We start from the raw sequence: 22,876 nt of genomic DNA, 5'->3' as shown, positions 1-22,876 counted from the left end.
CGTTCATTTCAAATTGAACGGCTTTTTTTGCATAATTATTCGATAAATTCTCACTTCATGCTCACCAGTAATTTTTGGCTAGTAAATGGTACAGATTCAATCAACAATGCGAGACGATAGTAACCATATGAGGATAGCTATGCGAGTACAGAAAAGTTGTGGTAATTCGAATAGAAAACTATCAGGGTGGCAGAAAGTGCGCCCAATTCGCATAGCGTTTCTTGTTGAGAATTCTGAAAACATCGAATTGATCTTAGATGCGATTTTTGCTGATGGCTATAGCCGTTGGGGTGGACGCTTCAGCTTAATTGTGCCATGCGAAGAAGGTAGTATAGTGGATGACTACTGGCCTTGGTTGGAGGCATACGATCCTGACATTGTTTATTCCTACGTTAATCTGTCAAGCGTGGATGTACTGGACATCCACGAACGTCTTACTCCAGCAGACTACATTTCTCATAAAATAAAGCGGGAGAGGCCAACAGAAGTTGGTGATTTTCAACCATTGTATGGCTTCGAGATACTATCATCCTTGTCAACGGTCTTTAGTCTTGCCAGACACAGTCCTATTGGTAATGACCCTAAAATCAAGATTATAGACTCGTGGTTCACAGAAAAGCCAACGAGGCTTTTAACCGATAATTTCGGTACCTATCGCACCAGTACTTATAGCGGCACCTATCCCAACGACGCCCTGGAAATAGCTGGATTACTTACCGTTGCCTCAGACGAAAATTTCAGAAATTCGCCACAATTTGTTCCACGTGAACTAGATCGAATCTCTGACGAGTACAGTGCGTTTCACAAATTTTTGAATCGACATGCGACATGCATGAGTCTATTGTCTGCCCGCCAATCCTCGCACTTAGAACTGAACGATCCGCGATGGAGCGGTTCTTTTAACTTAGTCATTGGCGACAGTTTCGAAGATCGCATGCTGTTCTGGAATGCGAGGCACTTCATACCTACATGGCTGGATGGAAGCCTATGCTGTTTGCGAGTAACGCGCATGGACTTGGAGGACGCCGAATTTGTGCAGCTTCTGGCATTACTCATCAATACACACAACCACATCAAGGCGGGCGGCGGGCAGGAGCAATTGTGCATAAGATCAGCTTCACACGACGAAAGTACGCTCCTAAATGTACTTAGTCGGCTCAAGGCAGCACATCTCCTAATTCCTGCGAGCGTGGAAGTTGTTCTAGGCGGTCATGCCATTCCCAGCGATTCGGCATTGCGCCTGGCTCGTATAGCAGTTCATGCCTTTTTCGGGGATGCAAATGATCCTGAGGGAAAGGAGTTTCATTGGGATCCACCTACTGCGACACCACCGAAAGAGTTGCCAGTGCACTTAAAGGACGCCCCTCCAAATCAGGTCTTCACGCTGGGGCATTGGGCTGTGGACCTAGACTTCGAGCACGACCTGGAAAACTCGCGCTATGGAAAAGGTAATCTATGGATGCTTTCCAAACGCTGGCGCCTAGCATCAGCCTTTCGGCCACATTTTGACAGTCGTGGATTTCATCTAGATCTCTTTTCGACAACTCGTACCAGTCGATACGGGGCTTTAGCGGTATTTCCGAGTTTGACTGCGGTACTCGAATCTATCACTGTGCCCAATATAGACAATGCCATAAACCACGCTCTATGTAGTGATTCCGCACCGAGACAACTTTTCCAGAATGACCCAGTATGGCCGGAGCGTAAAGTTCAATGGATGCGGCCTTCCAACGAAGCACAATACCTAATTGGAGTACTTGGACTGACTGGTGGACTAACTCGTGCATGCGAACTCCTGTTGCATCCATTTCTAACGAAATTGCTTGCTGATTTTGGAGGAACTCCAAATATTGCCGACTCGGATTTGGTCAAAACTATGAATTGGCTCCAGAAGCGAGCTACAAGATTCCCGCTATTTGATGTCTCCAATGAGAGTGAGCGAGGCGCACTAGCTCAGCTACTAACCTTGACAGCCAAGTCAATGAAAAATCCTAAGGTATTTATCAGTCTGAATGCCATCAAAAACCGTTGGAAGGACTATTGTGAAGCTTCCATTGCAGAACGTTCCAATTCGATAGGAGTCATTGAAGTTAGTGAAGATGAAGAAACACTCGAGCAAGATCGCACCGGCATTACATCGATCTTGGGTGAAATGCGATTGCGTCGGATGTTATTCCAAGGATACCCTTGGAAATGTGACACATGCCAACACCGCAATTGGACTGACTTTACAGCCTTAAAGGCTATGTTACCATGCGATGTCTGCTCAACAGAAAAGGAATTGCCAGTGGAAATCCCTTGGAATTTTCGAGCTAATGAATTTCTCATCGAGAGTTTGCGCGCACATAGCGTTCTCTCATTAGTCTGGTTACTAGACTACTTGCGCAATAGTGCCAAAAAGTCGTTTCTTTATTTGGGACCAGTAAGTTTTGGTTATGATGACGTGTATGACACAAGTGATAGGGAGGCGGACCTACTAGCTATAGTCGATGGCCAGACAGTCCTATGCGAAGTAAAGTCCGCCTGGCGAAGCCTGAGAAAAATTGACTTGACAAGTTTTATAGAACTCAGCTTACGGTTACGGCCTGATTGTGCAATCCTCGCCATTATGGAAAATCTTAAGGACAAAAAACTAGATGACGACATCGAAAATGTTAAACGTCAGCTAAGCAAGGAATCCATCAAGTTCGAATTACTTACAACAGACAAGCATATAGTAGATGGCCAACCAGATCGCTTAGTATAAGACATAGCAAGTCAGGTTTAACCTAATATCAACTGTCAGATGACTTCACAGAAAAACGGGGTCAGGTCGAAAAACAGGGTCACATTACGACAATTCTGCATCAAGGAACTGTGTGAGTATAAGACCTGCCTGTCTCCGACCTTCATTCTCGCGAAAGTCTTTAAAGAAGGCGCGAATCAACACCAGTCTACTGTTCGCATTTTGCTTCAAATGCCCGCACTGCCCTGCTGACAGTGAGGTAGTGAACAGAGAAAAAGGCTGCAATTTCAGCCATGGAATAAGCGCCTGACCGATACGCCTGGGCCATGACCTCATTGCGGTCGGTGAAGTTTTCCTGATAGGCATGAAATGGTAAAGAAATCGCACGTCGATGCGCGATAGAGACATCCCTGAGGTCTTCTGGGCGCAATTGATGCTGGTATTTTTCGACAAATGCATCATCCCCCAGCAGCAGTTGGTGCCGGGTTGCCAGCAAAGGTGATGCCAAACCGATTCCTTCCAGTACAAATCTGGCATAGGCTAACCTGGCCTGTTTTCGTTTAACGCCAAACTGCCCCAATAACCAGTCTGTATCCAGCCACGGCGGCGCGTGCTTATCACGCACACAGCGCCGGTGGCGAGACTCCACACGCCCTCCTTCATTCGCCTGATGCGTACTGGACTTATCTCGTTGCTACCGCTTCTACCGTTGCGGTTTGCCAGCCGCCGCCCAGTGCCTTGAATGTCGCGACCGCCGCACGGGCAGACTCGGTTTGTACTTGTGCTCGCATATCGGAGACACGCAGCAAATTTTCGTCGGCTTGCAGGACGTCGATAAGACTGACGACCCCTTTCTGGTAAGCCGCAAACGAAGCCGCTCTCGCCCGACCGAGTGAATCCACACCCTGAGCGAGTGTGCTGGCCTGATCCTCACGTTTTACCAGGGCTGAGAACGCGTTTTCCACGTCTTCAGTAGCACGCAACGCGGCGAGCCTATAAGCAGCTAGTGCCTCTGCTTCCTGCCCCTTGGCTAATTCAATCTGCGCATTGATGCGGCCAAAATCGAACAGGCGCCAACGAAGACCCAGTACGCCGGCGGCCTGACTTGCGCCGCTGGTAAACAAGTTACCAGCAGACACTGATGTTGCGCTGCCTATCAGTCCACTCAAAGAGAGCTTTGGATAATACTCGGCAATCGCAACGCCGATGCGTGCGTTTGACGCAGCCAGGCGTCGCTCCGCCACGATCAGATCTGGCCTTTGCCTGAGCAAATCCCCCGGTGAACCAGTTGATGCAATCTGCGGGGCGACCGGAATAACGCCAGCATTCGCCAGTTCCATCCGATAGGTACCAGGCGGCTTGCCCAGCATGACGTCCAGCGCATTCATGGCCGTGTCCAACCCTGCTTCGAGGACCGGTACCGATGCCCGTACCTGGGCCAACGCACCCTCGACCTGTCGTACTTGAAGTTCAGCCACCAGTCCCTTGCCATACAGCAGATTGATAATGGCGAGCAGGTCTTGTTGTGTCTGCACTTGCCTGCGAGCGATGTCAAGGCGGGCCTGCAGTCCACGGATGCTGATGTAGATGTCAGCGGTCTGCGCCGCCACCGCCAGTCGTGTTGCCGCTGCGCCTGCCTCGGAAGCCTGATACTCGGCAGTTGCCGCTTCCCGACCACGCCGCACGCCACCAAATAGGTCCAGTTCCCAGCCGACATTGAGATTGGCCTCATCGGCGTTGCCGTAGCGATTGAAATTGGGCTTTGAATTCAAGACTTGTCCCAACGGTGTTTCAACCGACTGATAGGCGCGCGCACCCTGGGCATTGATGGAGCCGGAAGGTAGCAGCGCGGCATTTGCAGCGCCCAGTCCCGCTTGCGCCTGAGCGACGCGGGCAGACGCTTGCGCGAGATCCAGATTTTGTTCCAGCGCAAGCGTCACAAAGCGGGCCAGTTGTGGATCACCAAAGCCTCCCCACCACAGGTTGAAGTCCGCTTTGGCATGGGCAGGCCGTTGCTCCACTGCAGTTTGACCCAAGTAACAATCTGGCATAGTTGAAGCAGGTCGAAGGTAATCCGGTCCGACAGCACAACCCGCCGCGAGGCTGGTGACGACGAACATCAAGAGAGGGCGTTTGATAGACATGGGCATCTTCCGTGAAGTAAAAAGGGCTCAATAAATTGAAAAGCGGCTTAATTTATAGTGACTATATCACCAAATGGTCACTCGTTGTGCAAATCGAATTTAAGAGGTAAGCTACCTGACATGAGCAAAACCACCACCAAAACCCCCCATCCGGGTGCAGCCCGGGGCCCGGTCGATCACGAAGTGCGGGATCAAATCATCGTCGCGGCGACCGGACACTTTCGCCTGTACGGCTACGAAAAGACCACCGTTTCTGACCTGGCCAAGGCCATCGGCTTTTCCAAAGCCTATATCTACAAGTTTTTCGAGTCCAAGCAGGCCATTGGCGAACTGATTTGCGCCAATTGCCTGCACGAAATTGAAACGGATGTCAGAACAGCGGTTGACGGAGTCAATCATCCACCAGAGAAATTCCGGCGCATGTTCAAGGCCATCGTCGAGTCCAGCCTTCGCCTGTTTTTTGAAGATCGCAAGCTGTATGACATTGCAGCCTCAGCCGCCACCGAACATTGGGAAGCGGTACACACCTATGAGGAACGCATCAAGGTCATGCTGCAGGACATACTGCGCCAGGGCCGTGAGACTGAGGAGTTTGAACGCAAGACGCCACTCGATGAGACGGCGATGGCGATCTACCTGGTCATTCGCCCTTATCTTAATCCGCTGCTCTTGCAGCACAGCCTTGATTCCACCGATGACGCGCCGGCCCAACTATCCAGCCTGGTGCTACGCAGCCTGTCGCCATAAATACCCATTATCGATGTGACTGTTGACATATTTAGTCACTAGTCATAAAATGGGAATCCTAATCAGTTCCATATGGGATTCCTATGTTCCGTCGCCTCGCTTTTTCTGTTGTCGTATCTGCATTGCCGTTTGCGCTGGTCGCCTGCGGCGGAAAACCGCAATCCGATCCCCGTACCGAAACGCCGTTGGTACGTGCGGCAACCATACAGGGCGCGGTCGCTGCATCACGCAGCTTCACCGGAACCGTAGCCGCCCGGGTACAAAGCGATCTTGGTTTCAGGGTCTCTGGCAAAGTGCTGGAGCGCCTGGTGGATACAGGGCAAGCTGTCAAGCGCGGGCAAGTACTCGTGCGCATCGACCCTGTTGACCTGAAGCTGGCAGCCCATGCCCAGCAAGAAACCGTTGTCGCTGCCCGGGCACGTGCACAGCAAACCGCCGATGATGAGACTCGCTACCGTGACCTGCGCGGAACCGGTGCGATATCGACTTCAGCCTACGACCAGATCAAGGCTGCGGCAGATGCAGCCAAAGCCCAGCTCAACGCGACCGAAGCCCAGGCAGAAGTTGCCCGTAACGCCAGCCGCTATGCAGAGCTGGTAGCGGATGCCGATGGCGTCATCATGGAAACGCTGGTTGAACCTGGCCAGGTCGTCAACGCCGGCCAGGTAGTGATACGGGTAGCCCATGCCGGACACCGCGAAGCCGTCATCCAGTTACCAGAAACCTTACGCCCCGCCCTGGGTTCTGTTGGCCAGGCCACGCTCTTCGGCAAGGAGGGCATTACTGTTCCAAGTAAGCTCAGACAGCTCTCGGATGCGGCAGACCGGCTGACGCGTACCTTTGAAGCGCGGTATGTGCTGGATGGAGAGCTGTCCAATGCCCCACTGGGTGCTACTGTCACCATCCAGATTCCGGAACTGCGTGCTGCGGCGCAGGATGGCTTACGTGTACCTATCGGTTCCCTGTTTGATGCTGGCAAAGGACCAGGTGTCTGGGTGGTCGAAGGTGAGCCGGCAAAGGTATCCTGGCGTGCAGTCAAGATCCAGCGCCTGGAGGATGATGGCGCCTATATCGCCGGACAACTCAAACAAGGTGAGCGAATTGTCACACTCGGCACGCACTTGCTGCACGAAGGTGAGCAAGTGCGGGTAGCCGGCCAAGCCGCCGCTGCAACTTCGGGAGTGTCTCCATGAGCGAAGCTCGTTTCAACCTGTCGGCGCTGGCCGTGCGTGAGCGCTCCGTCACCTTGTTTCTGATCTGTCTGATTTCATTGGCCGGGCTCATCTCATTTTTTAAACTTGGACGTGCTGAAGATCCTGCGTTCACGGTTAAAGTGATGACCATCATTACTGCCTGGCCGGGTGCCTCTGCACAAGAAATGCAGGATCAGGTCGCCGAAAAAATCGAAAAGCGCATGCAGGAATTGCGCTGGTATGACCGGACCGAGACCTACACCCGGCCGGGCCTGGCCTTCACCACCCTGACCTTGCTCGATGGCACACCACCTTCGGAGGTGCAGGCGGAGTTTTACCAAGCCAGAAAGAAAGTCAGTGATGAAGTAAACAATCTTCCGCCCGGCGTGATCGGACCGATGGTCAATGACGAATACGCGGACGTGACTTTCGCCCTGTTTGCACTCAAGGCCAAAGGCGAACCGCAGCGTCTGCTGGTACGCGACGCAGAGTCACTGCGCCAGCGCTTGCTGCACGTGCCTGGCGTGAAGAAAGTCAATATCGTTGGCGAGCAGTCGGAACGTATTTATGTCGAGTTCTCGCATGACCGCCTGGCAACCTTGGGTGTCAGTCCACAGGAAGTGTTCGCCGCACTGAATAGTCAGAGCGTCCTGACGCCGGCTGGCTCTGTAGAAACCAAGGGACCGCAGGTGTTCATTCGCCTGGATGGTGCTGCCGACGAATTGCAAAAGATCCGCGATACCCCGGTCGTGGCGCAAGGTCACACACTGAAATTGTCAGACATCGCCACGATCAAGCGCGGCTATGAAGACCCGTCAAGCTTCATGATACGCAACGGCGGTGAACCCGCTCTGCTGCTTGGCATCGTCATGCGCGACGGTTGGAACGGACTGGACCTGGGCAAGGCGCTGGATAAAGAGGTAGGTGCAATCAACGCCGATATGCCGCAAGGCATGGGTCTGACCAAGGTGACGGACCAGGCTGTCAATATCAGTTCGGCGGTCGACGAATTCATGGTCAAGTTTTTCGCCGCGCTGCTGGTGGTCATGCTGGTATGTTTCGTGAGCATGGGCTGGCGTGTGGGCGTCGTCGTTGCCGCGGCTGTGCCACTGACACTGGCGACCGTCTTCGTGGTCATGGCCGCCACCGGCAAGAACTTCGACCGCATCACTCTGGGTTCCCTGATCCTGGGGCTGGGCTTGCTGGTGGACGACGCCATCATCGCCATCGAAATGATGGTGGTGAAGATGGAAGAGGGTTACAGCCGCATTGCCGCCTCTGCCTATGCCTGGAGCCATACTGCGGCACCCATGCTGTCAGGCACGCTGGTCACGGCCGTCGGCTTCATGCCCAATGGTTTCGCCCGTTCCACGGCGGGTGAATACACCAGCAATATGTTTTGGATTGTCGGCATCGCACTGATCGCGTCCTGGGTTGTCGCCGTGGTTTTTACGCCTTACCTTGGTGTCAAGCTACTGCCCGATCTTAAACGGGTCGAAGGCGGCCACGAGACCCTCTACAATACACCGCGCTATAACCGCTTCCGCCAGGTGCTGACCCGCGTTATCACACGCAAGTGGCTGGTCGCCGGCATGGTTGTAAGTCTTTTCATCCTGGCTGTGCTAGGCATGGCGGTGGTCAAGAAACAATTCTTCCCTATCTCTGACCGCCCGGAAGTACTGGTCGAGGTGCAGATGCCGTATGGCACGTCTATAGTACAAACCAGCGCTGCCGCAGTGAAAGTGGAAGCATGGCTGGCCAAACAGAAGGAGGCGAAGATCGTCACGACCTATGTCGGTCAGGGCGCACCGCGCTTTTACCTGGCAATGGGGCCAGAACTGCCTGACCCATCATTCGCAAAGATCGTGGTCCGCACAGACAACCAGGACGAGCGCGACGCCTTGAAAATGCGGCTGCGCAAGGCGATCGCCGATGGCCTCGCCTCTGAAGCGAGGGTGCGGGTAACCCAGCTCGTGTTTGGGCCTTACTCGCCGTTCCCGGTCGCCTACCGGGTCACTGGACCAGACCCGGATAAGCTACGCAAAATTGCGGCGGATGTGCAACAGGTCATGCATGCCAGTCCGATGATGCGTACGGTTAACAGCGACTGGGGTACGCGTACACCCACGCTGCACTTCACTTTGCAGCAGGATCGACTGCAAGCCGTGGGCCTGAGCTCCAGCGCCGTGGCGCAACAACTGCAGTTCTTGTTGAGCGGCGTGCCTCTCACCACGGTGCGGGAAGATATTCGCACGGTGCAAGTCATGGCCCGGTCGGCGGGTGACATCCGGCTTGATCCTGCCAGGATCGCAGACTTCACGCTGAGCGGCACCAGCGGACAACGCATCCCGTTGTCGCAAGTGGGCAAGGTGGACGTGCGCACCGAGGAACCGATCATACGCCGACGTGACCGTGTGCCGACAATCACCGTACGGGGCGATATTGCCGACGGCTTGCAGCCACCAGACGTGTCCAATGCCATTACCCAGCAGCTCCAGGCTATCATGGACAAGCTGCCGGACGGCTACCATATTGAACAGGCTGGCTCCATCGAAGAATCAGGCAAAGCGACGACAGCCATGTTGCCCCTGTTCCCGATCATGCTGGCGATAACCCTGCTCATGATCATCTTTCAGGTGCGCTCGATCTCTGCAATGGTCATGGTCTTCCTGACCAGCCCGCTTGGGCTGATCGGTGTGGTACCAACCCTGATTTTGTTCCAGCAGCCGTTCGGCATCAATGCGCTGGTCGGCCTGATTGCGCTATCGGGCATCCTGATGCGCAATACCCTGATCCTGATCGGCCAGATACACCATAACGAACAGGCTGGGTTGGACCCATTCCATGCGGTTGTCGAGGCAACCGTGCAGCGTGCCCGACCGGTAGTATTGACCGCATTAGCGGCGATCCTGGCCTTCATCCCGCTGACCCATTCTGTATTCTGGGGCACCCTGGCTTACACGCTGATCGGTGGCACATTTGCGGGAACGATACTGACACTGGTGTTCTTGCCGGCGATGTATTCAATCTGGTTCAAGATCAGGCCAGCGCTCTCGCAAAGCTGATCTGCCGTCCATCCTGATTCACCGTTTGTTAGCAATCCAAATTTTAACGATTTTTCATGCTAAAGTGGCATTTTCCAATTTTTTCAGAACGTTTATGCATACCCCAGCTCTGGCACGTATAAAGTGGTGGACAGGCTTCGTTCTGTCAATAACGTTACCGTTTTGGTTGTACGCCATTACTGTTAATTTAGGTGGCTACCTTTTCGAAGAAATAGACTACAGCAATTTTAAGTCATTAATCTCTCTGAGTTTTATAGCGGCATTTATCTTACTCGTTCACTTTCTTCGTCAACCAGACCCTTATCTGGCCATACGTTTTGCTACTGGTAGCCTGCTTGGTATTTTCTTCTTGCTCGGGGCGTTTCTGACGAGCATAAACTCGTCATGTAACCCAGAGATAATAACTCTCGGAAAGATATCATTCGATGGACGAAAGTATGCCGCTACCAAGGGCGGTTGTGACGATGTTGCATACAGGCGGTTTCCAATAGCAGTCGCTAAATACTAGAACTCATTTCATAAATACAGATGAGTACAATGCAGATCATTATTAATTTCGTACGAATTTCCCTCACCCTCGCCCTCATGTAACGAGTTCAGCTATATCTAAATTGATATAGCAAAACGGCTAAACGTGATTGGTTCTTCAGGCTATTTAGATATAAGATTCCTCGATGCCTTTGCTGGGTAGAGCTTTGTGCGCTCCCTTCATTGGGAAAATAAGCAAAACGACACCATAAGGATGTTCATGAGTTCTTCCAGCACCATCAGTCGCCGTTCCTTCATTGCTTTGGCCATCGCCACCATCGGCACAACACGCTTATATGCGAAGGCGCTTCCGGCCAGCCCTGCACGTGTAGGGGCAGTGTCCATCGCGGGGCAATGGCGCATCGCGCTGGATCGCGATGATGCCGGAACAACTGCCAGGTGGTTTGCCAAAAATCTGGCGTCCGGTTCCCCCATACAATTGCCGGGCATACTGCAAACCCAGGGGTATGGTGATGAGATCACGGCAAAGACAGCCTTCGTCGCCGCGCTGCCTCGTGATATGCGCTGGTACTTGCTGCCACAGTACAAGGCGTACACCAAACCTGGTAATGTACAAGTTCCCTATCTTTCACAACCGGTGCGCCACTTTCTTGGTGTCGCCTGGTATCAGCGAACCATTGATATTCCGCCAGAATGGCAAGGTAAGCGTATCACGCTGACACTGGAAAGAGCACGCTGGCAAACGGATGTCTATGTTGATGACAAGCTGATGGGTAGCAACCGCTCGCTGGTAGTGCCGCACGAGTTTGACCTTGGCGTGTTGAGTACCGGCACGCATCGCCTGTCGATACGTATCGATAACCGTATGCTGCAACCGGCCTATCGCGCAGATGGACATGCGGTATCGGATGCAGAGGGATCGACCTGGAACGGTATGGTTGGTCGCATTGAATTGTCCGCCACCTCGCCGGTGTGGATAGCGGATGCCCAGGTTTTCCCCAATGTGGCTGGCAAATCGGCGCAGATTCGTGTCGAGGTGGGTAATCTGACAGGCAAGGATGGCAGCGGCATGCTGTCGGCTGGCGGCGTAACGACACCGATACGCTGGGCAGCCAATGGTGGCAAAGCCTCGTTCGAGGTGGCGCTGCCCAATTCCACACCCTGGTCAGAATTCACACCGGTGCTGCAACACCTGCGCCTGACACTCACGGGGCAGGATGCTGACGATAGCCGTGAACTGACTTTCGGCATGCGCGAGATCAGGACAGATGGCAACCAGATTCTGCTGAATGGCGAACAGTTTCATCTGCGTGCTACGCATGATGGTGGTGGTTTCCCGCTGACTGGTTATCCCGCCATGGATGTGGAAACCTGGAAGAACATCATTGGCATCTGCAAGGAATGGGGGCTGAATGGCATGCGCTTTCATTCCTGGTGCCCGCCCGAGGCTGCCTTCGTTGCGGCGGATGAACTGGGGTTTTATTTTCAGGCGGAATGCGGCATGTGGAATGCCTTCGATGCCGGACACCAGATGCTTGATCTGCTCAACGATGAAACGGCCCGCTTGCTAAAAGCCTATGGCAATCACCCTTCCCTGCTGATGCTGGGTGCAAGCAATGAACCAGCCGGGGCTTATCATACAGAACTGCCAATATGGGATAAAAAATGGCGGGAAACCGACCCGCGACGACTGTATTGCGATGGCACTGGCCGCTGGTCAGCACCACCAGCCGGGCCGGGCACAGCTTTCGCTGCCGATTTTTTAACCCCTGGTGGCGGTGCCCGCGGGCCTATGGGCTGGTTTGGCGGCGACTACGAAGAAGCACTCAACAAGTTAAGGCTGGGCGTGAAGGTGCCTTGCATAGCACACGAAACCGGCCAGTTTTGCGCTTACCCGAACTTTAGTGTGATCACCAAATTTTCTGGCAAGCAGGCCAGCTATGCGGCTTTCCCCAAAGGCGTGAGCAAAGGTAGCCAGGCATATATGCACCCCGGCAATTACATCATCATGCGTGACTCTGCCGAAGCGCATGGACTGCTGGCAAGAAACAAGGAATTCGCCCACGCTTCTGGCCGCTTCCAGGTCGCCTGCTATAAGGAAGAGATAGAGGCCAACTTGCGTACGCCATCGTATTCCGGCTATCAACTGCTGGATCTGCACGATTATCTTGGACAAGGTGGCGCACTGATCGGCTTGCTGGATGCTTTCTGGGAACAGAAAGGCTATGTGACTGCGGCAGAATTCCGTCAATACAGTGGTGCCACGGTGCCCCTGGTCAGGCTGAAGAAACGCCTGTTCACGACAGACAATACATTGAGCGCGACTGCCGAACTGATGCACTTTGGGCCGCAGGCACTTTCTGCCGTCAAACCTGTGTGGCGCATCATTGATAGCACCGGCAAAGCGGTACTGTCTGGGGCACTGCCAGTGCGCGATGTCCCACGCGGCAAAAATATTGCGCTTGGTATCATCAATGCCGAACTGGCAGCTTTACCGGCACCTGCGTCATACCGGCTGGAAGTGGAACTTTCGGGGACATCATTCCGCAATCAATGGTCGTTCTGGCTATATCCCACTAATCCCACTAATCCCACTGATCCCGCTGCGGTTCCTGCCGGGGCCAATGGTGTGCTGGTGACCACTTCATGGGACGAAGCAAAGGCTGCCTTGTCTACCGGCGGTAAGGTGCTGTTTCTATCCGGCAGCCCGGAACCAGCTTCGCCCGAGCTGGCACTAAGCCGTACACCGATTTTCTGGAACCGGCTGATGAACCCCAAACGCACCTGGATGCTGGGGCTGTGGTGCGACACCCATCATGCGGCATTGAAACAATACCCGACGGAAGCGCACTGCGATTGGCAGTGGGTAGAATTGCTGACCCACACCACGGCGATGAATATCGATAAGCTGCCGCAGGCCTTGTCACCCGTCGTACTTCCTATTGATGACTGGAACCGGAATTTGCGCCTGGCCATGCTGTTTGAATGCGCGGTGGGCAAGGGTAAATTGATGATCACGTCTTTCGACCTGTCAGAAAAAGGCCTGGCGCGACAATCAGGTGCGGCGTCCTTGCGTAAATCTTTACTCGACCATATGGGATCGGCAGCTTTCCAGCCTGCCGTGCAGATCGGCATGGCCGAAATGGAAGCCTGGATGCCACTTCGCTATGTCGCACCGCCGATGATGATCAGCCCACCGGCTACTGGCGATGTGGCAGATCCGGGTTAAACTGTGGTTAAACTAAAGCTGCCATATGCCTGAACTACTGTAATAATCTGTGCAAACAAATCCATTTAACTGAAGCTATCTCCATGAAAAATCTTCGCCTTGCTATTGTCACCGCATGTATTCTTGCCACCAGTTTGTGTTACGCCAATGTACCGGGCGGTGGTAACGGCAGTGGCCCTGATGTGTCACTGAAGGACAATGGCGACAGCTTTGTTCTCGACAACGGCATCGTCGCAATCAATATCAACAAGACTGATGCCACCATCAACAGCTTTACCTATCAGGGCATGAATCTGTTTGGTGGCGGTGACAAGGGTGGCAAGTTTTACTGGAGCTGGAACGCACCAGCCTATGAAGGGCCACATGGCACGGCCACCCTGATGGTGGACCCGCGTTCCAACAATGGCGACTATGCTGAAGTGAAGATACATAGCCCCTGGTCGGGGAAATCGTCCAATGCGGCGATGGACGTTGATGTGTATTACAGCCTGAAACGCGGTGCACAAGGCTATTACGTGACCGCCATGCTGGATCACCCGGCATCCTACCCCAACACTGATGTTGGCGAATGGCGTTCGAATGCGTATGTCAGCCCGGTGTTCGACTGGCTGAGTGTGGATCATTTGCGCCAAAAGAAGATGCCAACCATGGCTGACATGGCTGCCGCCGAAAGCGTGCCAGGTGCCCCTAAAGAAGTGACAAGGCTGACGACCGGCATCTACGCCGGTGAGTTTGAATGCAAATATTCTTACAGCGCAGACCTGGGTAACCTCGATGTCTGGGGCTGGAGCAGTACCAGCAAACGCATCGGCATCTGGATGACCGTACCCAGCCACGAGTATTACAACGGTGGCCCCATGAAGCGGGAACTGACTGTGCATATGAACCACACCCTGCTGAACATGCTCAATGGCACGCACTACGGCATGGGTAACCAGTTGACCATGGCTGCTGGCAGCACCTTCAAAAAGACCTACGGCCCCTATTTTATCTACGCCAACAGTTACCAGGGCAACCCTGCTGATCTGCTGCCAAAAGTGGTCGACGCCCTGTGGCAAGACGCAAAAGCACAGGCAGCGGCTGAACAGTCCGCCTGGCCATATAGCTGGTTCAAAAATCCCGACTATGCACAGGAATCTGAACGCGGCACCGTCAAAGGCATCTTACAAGTAAGTGATAGTGGCAACCCGGCTGCATCCTCGGCAGGAGCGTGGATAGGCCTGGCACCAGACGACCAGGGTACCGACTTCCAGCTACAGGGCCGAACCTATCAGTTCTGGGTCAAGACCGATGCCAACGGCCAATTCAGCATTCCGCATGTTGTGCCTGGTACCTATCATTTATGGGCCTTTGGTGCTGGCAATATCAGCACCTACAAGAAAGCCAATGTCGAAGTGCGCGCTGGCAGCACGCAAGACCTGGGTACGGTAGTGTGGAAACCGTCACGTGTCGCCCCTACGGTATGGGAAATAGGCGTGCCAGACCGCGACTCACAGGAATTCCGCAACGGTGCCTTCAATTATTCCCTATGGGCGACGTATATCAAACCCGACTTCTTCACCGGACTGACCTATACCGTCGGCAAAAGTGACTGGCACAAGGACTGGAATTACGCACAGTTTGGCAACGCGCCGTGGACCATCAATTTCACACTGACCGAAGCACCCACCAAAGATGCGCCAGCATCGCTTTACATAGGGCTGGCATCGTCAGAAACCACGCTGGTGGTCAGGCTCAACGGAACACAGATAGGCAGCTACCAGGCCCCCGTGCCTAGCCACCCTGCAGTCCGCCTGGGCAGCCACGGTGCATTCGCAGAAACCCGTATGGCGATTCCCCCTGACCTGCTAAAGCCAGGTGCAAATTCGATTGTGATCACGCAAAAAACAGGAAGAGGAAACACCGGCACCACGCAATACGATTACCTGAGGCTGGAAGCTGCGGGGACCAGGTTGGCACCGCAGTGATTCATTTATTAGCAGTGGCAATGCATTGAGAATAATGAAATGGGGCAAACATAATATTGCCCCATTTTTTATTTGGTGACTAATAGGTATCCAAGCGCTGCTTTGCAATGTCAACCACTTCTTCAAAAGGTGACTGTAACAAATGGTGAAGGCATTGCCTTATAAGATCAGGACGATCAGAGGCAACACTTTCCAGAGCGTCAATTAAACCGTATGCGCGTTCTGCGTCATAAGCAGGCATCTCTTCACTGCACAGATAATTTGCTATCACTTGCTGTGCCTGTTCTGCTTTGGTATTGAGCATGCCAATAGCAACGCAGGCCTCATAGGCACTCATACTTCGTTTTTCTACCATCTGGCATAAGCTGTCGATCACTGCTGGCGATTTATCGCCAATCGCCGCCAGACAGTTTGCAATCAACACGCCCATATCCGACCATCCTGTCAACTTATCCTGCTGAATGTACTGGGAAGCAAGGTGCAAAATTTGTGGTACTTCCTGTTGAGCAGGTTCACCTATGGTTTCCAAGGCCGAAAGCGCTGCTTCAGAAACACGCCAATCAAAGCCTTCATGATCAAACAAGAGCGCACCTATACGGCCAATTGTGACCGCATCTTTCACCCCCAGCAAGGCAAGAGAAACTGCCGCATTTCCGCGTATGAACCAGTATTCGCTTTGCAGGCAAGGCCTGAGTATGGCGATCGCTTTTTCGGCCAAATCATGACACTTGGCCAGGCCAATAATCGCCTGACTCCATACAGCTATACTATTCTCGTCACTAGCAGTTGAAGTACCGGGCTGTGCCGCCTTGCAAATTAATTCCTGCAAGGTCAAGGGCAAATCCTGCTGAAAGTCGCTTAACAGTTTCAGCCAACTGGCTTTCTGTTCAAGATCGTAGCCATCAAATTGATGAACAACGTCTGTCATCCAAGGGTAAGTTTGACTCATGATGTGCGCGGCGTAACTTAGTCTTTACATCTGATCATCCCGCCGCCGTTCACTGGCTGGCAAGGTGACCCAGAAAACGGTGCGGATACCGGGTTCGGATTCGAAACCGATTTCGCCACCCATTTTTTCTACCAGGTTTTTGGTGATGTTCAAGCCCAGGCCGGCACCACCCAGGTTTTTTTCGCCATGCTCTTCAGCCTGGGCAAATTTTCCAAAAATACGTGAACGAAACATTTCGGGAATGCCAGCACCGTGGTCTTCGACTTCTACTCGGTAATGTTCTTCTACTCTTGTAATCCGGATGCTGATTTTTTCATTCACTGGCGAATATTTGGCAGCATTCGACAAGAGGTTGGCAAATATCTGCATGATGCGGTCGGGGTCGCCCATGGCCCAGGCGAATTTGGGATGCTGCTCAAGCACCAGATAACTTTGGTGCGATTGGGCATAGCTGGCATTTGCCTCGATGGCCTGCATGGCCAGGGCAACCAGGTCTACGCGCTGGATTTCAAACTTCATGTAACCAGAGGCCATTTTTTCGATATCCAGAATATCGTTGACCAGGCTCACCAGGCGTTTGCTATTGTTGTGGGCGATGCGTACCAGTTGCAGGGCCTTGGGTGACAATTCCGTGATGGTGCCAGATTCCAGCAAGCCCAAGGCACCGCGAATCGACGTAATCGGGGTGCGCAGTTCATGGCTGACAGTAGAGACAAAGGCAGCTTTGATCGTGTCAACCTGTTTGCGCTCAGAGATATCACGGGCGATAGTGGATGCGCCGACAATCTGTTGCTCGCCATCGCGCACGGGCGACATCACTACCGATAGCTGGACCTGGCTACCGTCCTTGCGACGCCCGGTGGATTCAAAGTGGCTGACTGGTTCACCCCTGACTATGCTGCCGATGCGGTTCTCGGCAAGCTCAGCCTGCTCATCTGCGTATAGCATAGTGGCTGGCAAGCCTATGGTTTCACTGGCGGTATAGCCAAACAGTTTTGCGGCCCCGGCATTCCAACTGGTAATCACACCTGCCAGGGTTGCACCGACGATGGCATCTCCCGAACTGTCGATGATGGCTGATAATTGCGACAGGCTTGCAGCGGCCTCCATTTTCCGGCTGAACTGGCGGACAATCACACTGCCAAAAATCATCAGCATAATCACCAGCACACCATTACCAATGACTTGCACGATGGCACTGGAACGCCAGCCTTCCAGTATCTCATCCCTGGATAAGGCGGCGACAGCAATCAGGGGGAACTGGTCAAGATGGCTGTAACCAACCACGCGTTCAACCTTATCGAGGCGGGAAGTAACGGCAAAGGTACCGGATTTTGCGACCGAGATTTGCTGGCGGAAAATGGGATTGCTGCTGTAATTTTTACCTATGGCCGTCAGCATCATGGGACGGCGCAAGACCAGGGTGCCATCTTCAGTCAGCATGGCGATGGAACCCTTTTTACCCAGGTTGATGCTATTGAAGTATTTCAGGAAGAACTCTACGTTGATATGGGCAAGTACGATGCCGGCAAAATCACCGTTGGCATGATTAAAACGGCGCGACATCATGAATACCCAACTACCGTCATTCAGCACCTGTGCCGATTTACCGATGTACCATTCGACATTGGCATGGTCACGGTGGTAGATAAAATTGGCGCTTTCCAGCTCACTGATCTGGGTAAATTCTGCTGCGGTGGATACCTGTACCCTGCCTTTTGCATCGGTGACTGACAGCTGTTTTAACTGGGGCAGGCTTTCACGCTGGCGGCTCAAGGACAAAGCCAGTTTCTCGGCATGGCTAGCCAGCACTTCATCCTGCTCCAGCCGATCCACCAAAGAAATGAGTGTGGCATTCACGGCCTTTAAGGTGTCGCCAGAATGCTGGGACATGGCATGTGCCAGATTGCCTGCTGCCACTTCACCCGCACGCAGGGCCATGTCATGCGTCTTCCACATTTGCCAGACATTGTTACCGACAAGTACTCCACAAACCAGCACGACAAACAGAGACATGGCTAACTTGATGGATAGTCGCTTGGGCGGGAAAATTTTCTTCATACGGTATCAAGAAGGCAATAAAAGAAGGCGACCTGTTGGCAATAGGCTGTCATTGTAAGGTGCAAGCCTGGAAATCGGCGTAAAGCGATCACTTTTTCCTACCCTTGCGCGATACGTCCGGTGGCAAAAACGCTAACTTGCACATGAACCCGCACAAAAAGCCTGCTTTCACGCATAATGCAATAAACAACATGCATAGTGCCAAGAACCAAATGTCCGTCATGAAATTAACTGATATAAAACTTGCCGTCGTCGGATTGGGCTATGTGGGCCTGCCGCTTGCGGTCGAATTTGGTAAAAAACGCCCGGTACTGGGCTTTGATATCAATACCAAACGCGTGCAGCAATTGCAGGCAGGTTATGACCATACGCTGGAAACGGAAGAAGCCGAGCTAAAAGCTGCCAGCCATTTAAGTTTCACGACCGATGCTGCGCTGCTGGCAGAATGCAATTGCTTCATTATTACCGTGCCGACACCAATCAATATCCACAAACAGCCAGATCTGTCGCCGCTGTTGATGGCAAGTGAGCTGGTGGGCAAGGCATTGACTGCCGGTGCCCTGGTAATATTTGAATCGACGGTTTACCCCGGCTGTACTGAAGAAGATTGCGTGCCTGTGCTGGAGCGTTTTTCTGGCATGACATTCAACCAGGAATTTTACTGCGGCTACAGCCCGGAACGCATCAACCCAGGCGACAAGGAACACCGGGTCACAACGATCAGGAAAGTGGTTTCTGGTTCTACGCCAGAAATCGCGGATCTGGTGGATGCCCTGTACTCTGAAATCATCATCGCCGGTACCCACAGGGCACCATCAATCAAGGTGGCGGAAGCAGCAAAAGTCATAGAAAATACCCAGCGCGACTTGAATATTGCGCTGATCAATGAACTGGCGCTGATCTTCAACAAGATGGGTATCGATACCGAAGCGGTGTTGCAGGCTGCTGGCAGCAAATGGAATTTCTTGCCGTTTCGCCCCGGCCTGGTCGGTGGCCACTGCATAGGCGTGGACCCGTATTACCTGACCCATAAGGCTGAAAGCATAGGCTATCACCCTGAAATCATCCTCGCCGGGCGACGTTTGAATGATGGCATGGGGGCTTATGTGGCTTCGCAATTTGTGAAGGGCATGACCAAGCGCAGGATACAGGTGGATGGCGCCAATATTCTGGTGATGGGCCTGGCGTTCAAAGAAAACTGCCCTGACCTGCGCAATACCCGCGTGATTGATATCGTCACCGAATTAAGGGATTACCATTGCGAAGTGGATGTGTATGACCCCTGGATCAGTGCTGAAGATGCACAAAGAGAATATCAACTGACACCGGTGACACAGCCCAAGGCACATGCCTATGACGGCATCATCGTCGCGGTGGCGCATCAGCAATTCCGTGAACTGGGCGTGGAAGCAATACGCCAGTTTGGCAAACCCGGACATGTTTTGTATGACCTGAAATATCTGTTCCCGGTTGACGCCACAGATTTACGTCTTTAAGCCAGCATAATAAGTAATATGAGTACCATTAAGACACTGCAGACACTGCAAACACTGGAAGCACAACTCCTGAGCCAGCCCAGGCACTGGCTGATTACCGGCGTTGCCGGCTTCATCGGCAGCAATTTGCTGGAGCATTTGCTGAAGCTGAATCAAAAGGTGAGGGGGCTGGATAACTTTGCCACCGGCTTCCAGAGAAACCTGGATGAAGTACGCAGCCTGGTCAGCACAGAACAGTGGAATAATTTCCACTTCATCCTGGGGGATATACGTCAACTGCCAGACTGTCAGCAAGCCTGTGCCGGCGTCGATTATGTATTGCATCAGGCTGCGCTGGGTTCTGTCCCGCGCAGCATCAATGACCCCATCACCACCAACGCCACCAATATTGACGGCTTTCTCAATATGCTGGTGGCAGCCAGGGATGCACAGGTAGCCAGCTTTACCTATGCGGCCAGCAGCTCTACCTATGGCGACCACCCTGATCTGCCCAAGCTCGAACATAAAATCGGTAACCCTCTGTCACCCTATGCCGTCACCAAACTGGTGAATGAGTTGTATGCAGATGTGTTTTACAAAACCTATCAGTTCAAGGCCACGGGTCTGCGTTATTTCAATGTGTTTGGCAAGCGGCAAAACCCGAACGGGGCCTATGCCGCCGTCATACCCAAATGGGTTGCCGCCATGATGAATGGGGAAGCTATTTTCATTAACGGCGATGGTGAAACCAGCCGTGATTTTTGCTACATACGCAATGCCATCGAAGCCAACCTGCTGGCTGCACTGGCAAATGATGAAGCTCGAGGCGAAGTCTACAATGTTGCCCTGGGTGACCGGACCACGCTGAACCAGTTGTTTGACGCCATCAAACAAACCCTGAATAAGAATGGCGTCACTTATGAGCAGGCAGCGCATTACCGCGATTTTCGTGCGGGGGATGTCAGGCATAGCCAGGCCAATGTGGACAAGGCCAGGACTTTGTTAGGCTACCGGGCGCAGTATAAAATTGCGGATGGAATCAAGGAAGCGATTCCCTGGTATGTTGCAGCCCAGCGCGCCGGTTTTCTGGATTTGGAATAAACGCTGTCAAGCAATGTATTTCAGGTTTGAAATGGCTACGCGTACCGCGTAGCCAGACAGTTTTATTTGCTATGGCCTTATTTGCCTTTATAGATGCCCGCTTCCAATATCACATCACCGTTGCGCACATAATAGGTTGACTTGTTTTCCAGCTCTTTGGTGACCGGATTATTGTAGCGGTAATCGACCCAGCCCTTGCCTTTGGTTTTTGCACCTTCAACGATTTCCTTGCGAAACATCTTTCCATCAGCATCTGGCAAAACCAGCATGTTCTTGCCCACCAGCTTGGGATTTACCGGGTGAGCCAGCGTGGTTCCATCCAAGGCCCGCACATAGAGATACACATCTCCTCTGATAAATTCAGGATTTTTATTATTGACTTCCTTGATCAGTGCTTCGACACTGTTTTTCTTGATATAGGCCAGGCCTTTTTCAACCATATCTATCGCATCAGAAGGGCTGTCTGCCGCCATTGCGCCAGAAACAAACAGGCTGGTCAGTAATGCCAGAACAAACTTTAAATACTGTTTCATGAATGTCTCCGGGAAGGTGAAACAACCAGTGTAGGCAGCAATCAGTGTAGCCAGTAATCAGTGTAGACAGCAATACTAGCTTGCACAAGCTGCACTGCCGCACGGACACATGCCCCCCGAAGCCCTGCCTCAGTTTTAATTAAGAAAGCCTTTGACTTCAGCCTGGAATTGTTCAGGTTGATCCCACATGATGAAGTGGGCACTGGATGGAATGCGCTTGAGCGTGACATCTTTCACACTCGCATAAGCTCCCTTGTAAAACATGTCTATCTGCGCTTCAGTAAGCGGCACCCCGTTAGGCAGCACATACAGGACTGTGGTGGGTGCCAGAATATTTTTCAGTTCCGGTGTCAGGTCGGTGATGATCAGTTCGTGATACGAGCGGGCAGATACATCAGGATCACTCTTTTGCGTATCGTCAAGTGCACCTGGGCGCATGGCAAGCGTATTGATCATGCTGTTGATAGTGGCTTCTGTTCTTTTTGCACGTGCTACCGGTTCGGCATTACGCATTTTGACCAGCAAATCATCTGCCACCGGCTTGATACTTTGCGCAGTAGTACCTGGCGGTCCAAACAGCGCCCCCATGAAAGGAAACATATCCACCACCATCAACTTGCTGATGGCTTGCGGATGCCTTGCAGCCACCATCATGCCTATCGAGCCTCCCATGGAATGCCCGATAAGGACAGGCTTTTGCAAACCCTGCTGCTGGATATAACGCGCGATTTCTTCCGCCACTGGCGCCGCCACAGCACCTTCGGTATTGCCTCCTTTTGCCTGACCGGCAAACCCGGATACCTGTACCAGGTGATAGCGATAGCCAGGCACCGCCTTGACCAGCTCAGCCCAGACGCGCGGTGAAGAGCTCAGGCCGGGCACCAGAATAACGTCCCTGCCCTCACCTTCTGTTTTGACGCTGATGCGATCCGAGCTGAAATCAGCCGCCGAAGCAAGCAAAGGAGTAAGGGTAACGCAACTTACCGCAACTGCGGTAGCCAGCAAACGACGTCGGGTAAACATAGGGGCAGCTCCACAAAGAAAAAAGTAGTGTAGCAGAGAGTGCCTGAAGTGCAAGCTATCGTACAAGCAATCTTGCAAGATTGCTTAACAATACTTATTACTACCGCTATCAATAGATTCTCATGAATATTCTACCGACAACGCACCCCTGTCACCAGATCCGCCACGACAAGCC

The 22,876-nt window shown here is 52.8% G+C and carries 14 protein-coding genes; 8 read left to right on the top strand and 6 right to left on the bottom strand.

Translation table 11 applies throughout. From position 1 onward, the window contains the following. Positions 1 to 139 precede the first annotated feature (139 nt). Positions 140 to 2,746, top strand: a complete 2,607-nt coding sequence (locus ACO0K9_RS15535) for a hypothetical protein (RefSeq protein ID WP_422986457.1) — start codon at positions 140 to 142, stop codon at positions 2,744 to 2,746. Between the two features lie 187 nt (positions 2,747 to 2,933). On the opposite strand, the gene ACO0K9_RS15530 is transcribed toward ACO0K9_RS15535, so the two are convergent. Together ACO0K9_RS15530 and ACO0K9_RS15525 are read right to left on the bottom strand one after the other, a co-directional pair. Further along, on the bottom strand, positions 2,934 to 3,374 hold the full coding sequence (locus ACO0K9_RS15530) for a hypothetical protein (protein WP_422986455.1): 441 nt from the start codon (positions 3,372 to 3,374) through the stop codon (positions 2,934 to 2,936). Between the two features lie 34 nt (positions 3,375 to 3,408). Further along, positions 3,409 to 4,869: an efflux transporter outer membrane subunit gene (locus ACO0K9_RS15525; protein ID WP_422986453.1), complete on the bottom strand. Its 1,461-nt coding sequence runs from the start codon at positions 4,867 to 4,869 to the stop codon at positions 3,409 to 3,411. A gap of 120 nt (positions 4,870 to 4,989) precedes the next feature. On the opposite strand from ACO0K9_RS15525, the gene ACO0K9_RS15520 reads away from it, so the two are divergent. The 5 genes from ACO0K9_RS15520 to ACO0K9_RS15500 all read left to right on the top strand — a co-directional run bounded on the left by ACO0K9_RS15520 (position 4,990) and on the right by ACO0K9_RS15500 (position 15,559). Beyond that, positions 4,990 to 5,616: a TetR/AcrR family transcriptional regulator gene (locus ACO0K9_RS15520; RefSeq protein WP_422986451.1), complete on the top strand. Its 627-nt coding sequence runs from the start codon at positions 4,990 to 4,992 to the stop codon at positions 5,614 to 5,616. 83 nt (positions 5,617 to 5,699) lie between these two features. Next, complete coding sequence (locus tag ACO0K9_RS15515) at positions 5,700 to 6,809, top strand: efflux RND transporter periplasmic adaptor subunit (RefSeq protein WP_422986449.1); 1,110 nt, start codon at positions 5,700 to 5,702, stop codon at positions 6,807 to 6,809. Beyond that, positions 6,806 to 9,874 carry an efflux RND transporter permease subunit gene (locus ACO0K9_RS15510; protein WP_422986447.1) on the top strand — a complete coding sequence of 1,023 codons (3,069 nt, stop codon included), beginning with the start codon at positions 6,806 to 6,808 and terminating at the stop codon, positions 9,872 to 9,874. Before ACO0K9_RS15515 ends, ACO0K9_RS15510 begins: the two co-directional genes overlap by 4 nt. Before the next feature lie 748 nt (positions 9,875 to 10,622). Continuing rightward, the gene (locus ACO0K9_RS15505) at positions 10,623 to 13,592 is read left to right on the top strand and encodes a sugar-binding domain-containing protein (RefSeq protein WP_422986445.1); all 2,970 of its coding nucleotides are present in this window, start codon (positions 10,623 to 10,625) and stop codon (positions 13,590 to 13,592) included. A gap of 83 nt (positions 13,593 to 13,675) precedes the next feature. Continuing rightward, positions 13,676 to 15,559 (top strand): polysaccharide lyase family protein, encoded by a 1,884-nt coding sequence (locus ACO0K9_RS15500; protein ID WP_422986443.1) that lies wholly within the window; start codon positions 13,676 to 13,678, stop codon positions 15,557 to 15,559. A gap of 79 nt (positions 15,560 to 15,638) precedes the next feature. Here the strand turns inward: ACO0K9_RS15500 and ACO0K9_RS15495 are convergent, their stop codons facing one another. Next, the gene (locus ACO0K9_RS15495; protein ID WP_422986441.1) at positions 15,639 to 16,508 is read right to left on the bottom strand and encodes a HEAT repeat domain-containing protein; all 870 of its coding nucleotides are present in this window, start codon (positions 16,506 to 16,508) and stop codon (positions 15,639 to 15,641) included. Positions 16,509 to 16,532: 24 nt separating this feature from the next. Beyond that, a complete protein-coding gene (locus tag ACO0K9_RS15490; protein WP_422986439.1) occupies positions 16,533 to 18,569 on the bottom strand; it encodes an ATP-binding protein in 2,037 nt (678 codons plus the stop codon). A gap of 221 nt (positions 18,570 to 18,790) precedes the next feature. Between ACO0K9_RS15490 and tviB the strand changes: the two genes are divergently transcribed. Both tviB and ACO0K9_RS15480 read left to right on the top strand, forming a co-directional pair. Continuing rightward, the gene (tviB, locus tag ACO0K9_RS15485) at positions 18,791 to 20,065 is read left to right on the top strand and encodes a Vi polysaccharide biosynthesis UDP-N-acetylglucosamine C-6 dehydrogenase TviB (protein ID WP_422986437.1); all 1,275 of its coding nucleotides are present in this window, start codon (positions 18,791 to 18,793) and stop codon (positions 20,063 to 20,065) included. A gap of 18 nt (positions 20,066 to 20,083) precedes the next feature. After that, entirely contained in the window at positions 20,084 to 21,145 is a 1,062-nt protein-coding gene (locus ACO0K9_RS15480; RefSeq protein WP_422986435.1) for an NAD-dependent epimerase/dehydratase family protein, read from the top strand. A gap of 77 nt (positions 21,146 to 21,222) precedes the next feature. Here the strand turns inward: ACO0K9_RS15480 and ACO0K9_RS15475 are convergent, their stop codons facing one another. Then, positions 21,223 to 21,678, bottom strand: a complete 456-nt coding sequence (locus ACO0K9_RS15475; protein WP_422986433.1) for a cache domain-containing protein — start codon at positions 21,676 to 21,678, stop codon at positions 21,223 to 21,225. 135 nt (positions 21,679 to 21,813) lie between these two features. Continuing rightward, positions 21,814 to 22,701: an alpha/beta fold hydrolase gene (locus ACO0K9_RS15470; RefSeq protein ID WP_422986431.1), complete on the bottom strand. Its 888-nt coding sequence runs from the start codon at positions 22,699 to 22,701 to the stop codon at positions 21,814 to 21,816. Positions 22,702 to 22,876 lie beyond the last annotated feature (175 nt).

The sequence above is a fragment of the Undibacterium sp. Ji50W genome, assembly GCF_049340445.1.
Taxonomy (GTDB): Bacteria; Pseudomonadota; Gammaproteobacteria; order Burkholderiales; family Burkholderiaceae_D; genus Undibacterium.
The sequence above is the reverse complement of the archived record's forward strand: the minus strand, read 5'-3'. Positions and strand labels throughout refer to the sequence as shown.

What these genes read in the sequence shown, in the direction of transcription:
- ACO0K9_RS15510 (WP_422986447.1), top strand. Translation starts at nt 6,806, where the DNA reads ATGAGCGAAGCTCGTTTCAACCTGTCGGCGCTGGCCGTGCGTGAGCGC.
- ACO0K9_RS15480 (WP_422986435.1), top strand. Translation starts at nt 20,084, where the DNA reads ATGAGTACCATTAAGACACTGCAGACACTGCAAACACTGGAAGCACAA.
- ACO0K9_RS15500 (WP_422986443.1), top strand. Translation starts at nt 13,676, where the DNA reads ATGAAAAATCTTCGCCTTGCTATTGTCACCGCATGTATTCTTGCCACC.
- ACO0K9_RS15520 (WP_422986451.1), top strand. Translation starts at nt 4,990, where the DNA reads ATGAGCAAAACCACCACCAAAACCCCCCATCCGGGTGCAGCCCGGGGC.
- ACO0K9_RS15535 (WP_422986457.1), top strand. Translation starts at nt 140, where the DNA reads ATGCGAGTACAGAAAAGTTGTGGTAATTCGAATAGAAAACTATCAGGG.
- ACO0K9_RS15475 (WP_422986433.1), bottom strand. Translation starts at nt 21,678, where the DNA reads ATGAAACAGTATTTAAAGTTTGTTCTGGCATTACTGACCAGCCTGTTT.
- ACO0K9_RS15490 (WP_422986439.1), bottom strand. Translation starts at nt 18,569, where the DNA reads ATGAAGAAAATTTTCCCGCCCAAGCGACTATCCATCAAGTTAGCCATG.
- ACO0K9_RS15525 (WP_422986453.1), bottom strand. Translation starts at nt 4,869, where the DNA reads ATGTCTATCAAACGCCCTCTCTTGATGTTCGTCGTCACCAGCCTCGCG.
- ACO0K9_RS15515 (WP_422986449.1), top strand. Translation starts at nt 5,700, where the DNA reads ATGTTCCGTCGCCTCGCTTTTTCTGTTGTCGTATCTGCATTGCCGTTT.
- ACO0K9_RS15505 (WP_422986445.1), top strand. Translation starts at nt 10,623, where the DNA reads ATGAGTTCTTCCAGCACCATCAGTCGCCGTTCCTTCATTGCTTTGGCC.
- ACO0K9_RS15495 (WP_422986441.1), bottom strand. Translation starts at nt 16,508, where the DNA reads ATGAGTCAAACTTACCCTTGGATGACAGACGTTGTTCATCAATTTGAT.
- tviB (WP_422986437.1), top strand. Translation starts at nt 18,791, where the DNA reads ATGAAATTAACTGATATAAAACTTGCCGTCGTCGGATTGGGCTATGTG.
- ACO0K9_RS15470 (WP_422986431.1), bottom strand. Translation starts at nt 22,701, where the DNA reads ATGTTTACCCGACGTCGTTTGCTGGCTACCGCAGTTGCGGTAAGTTGC.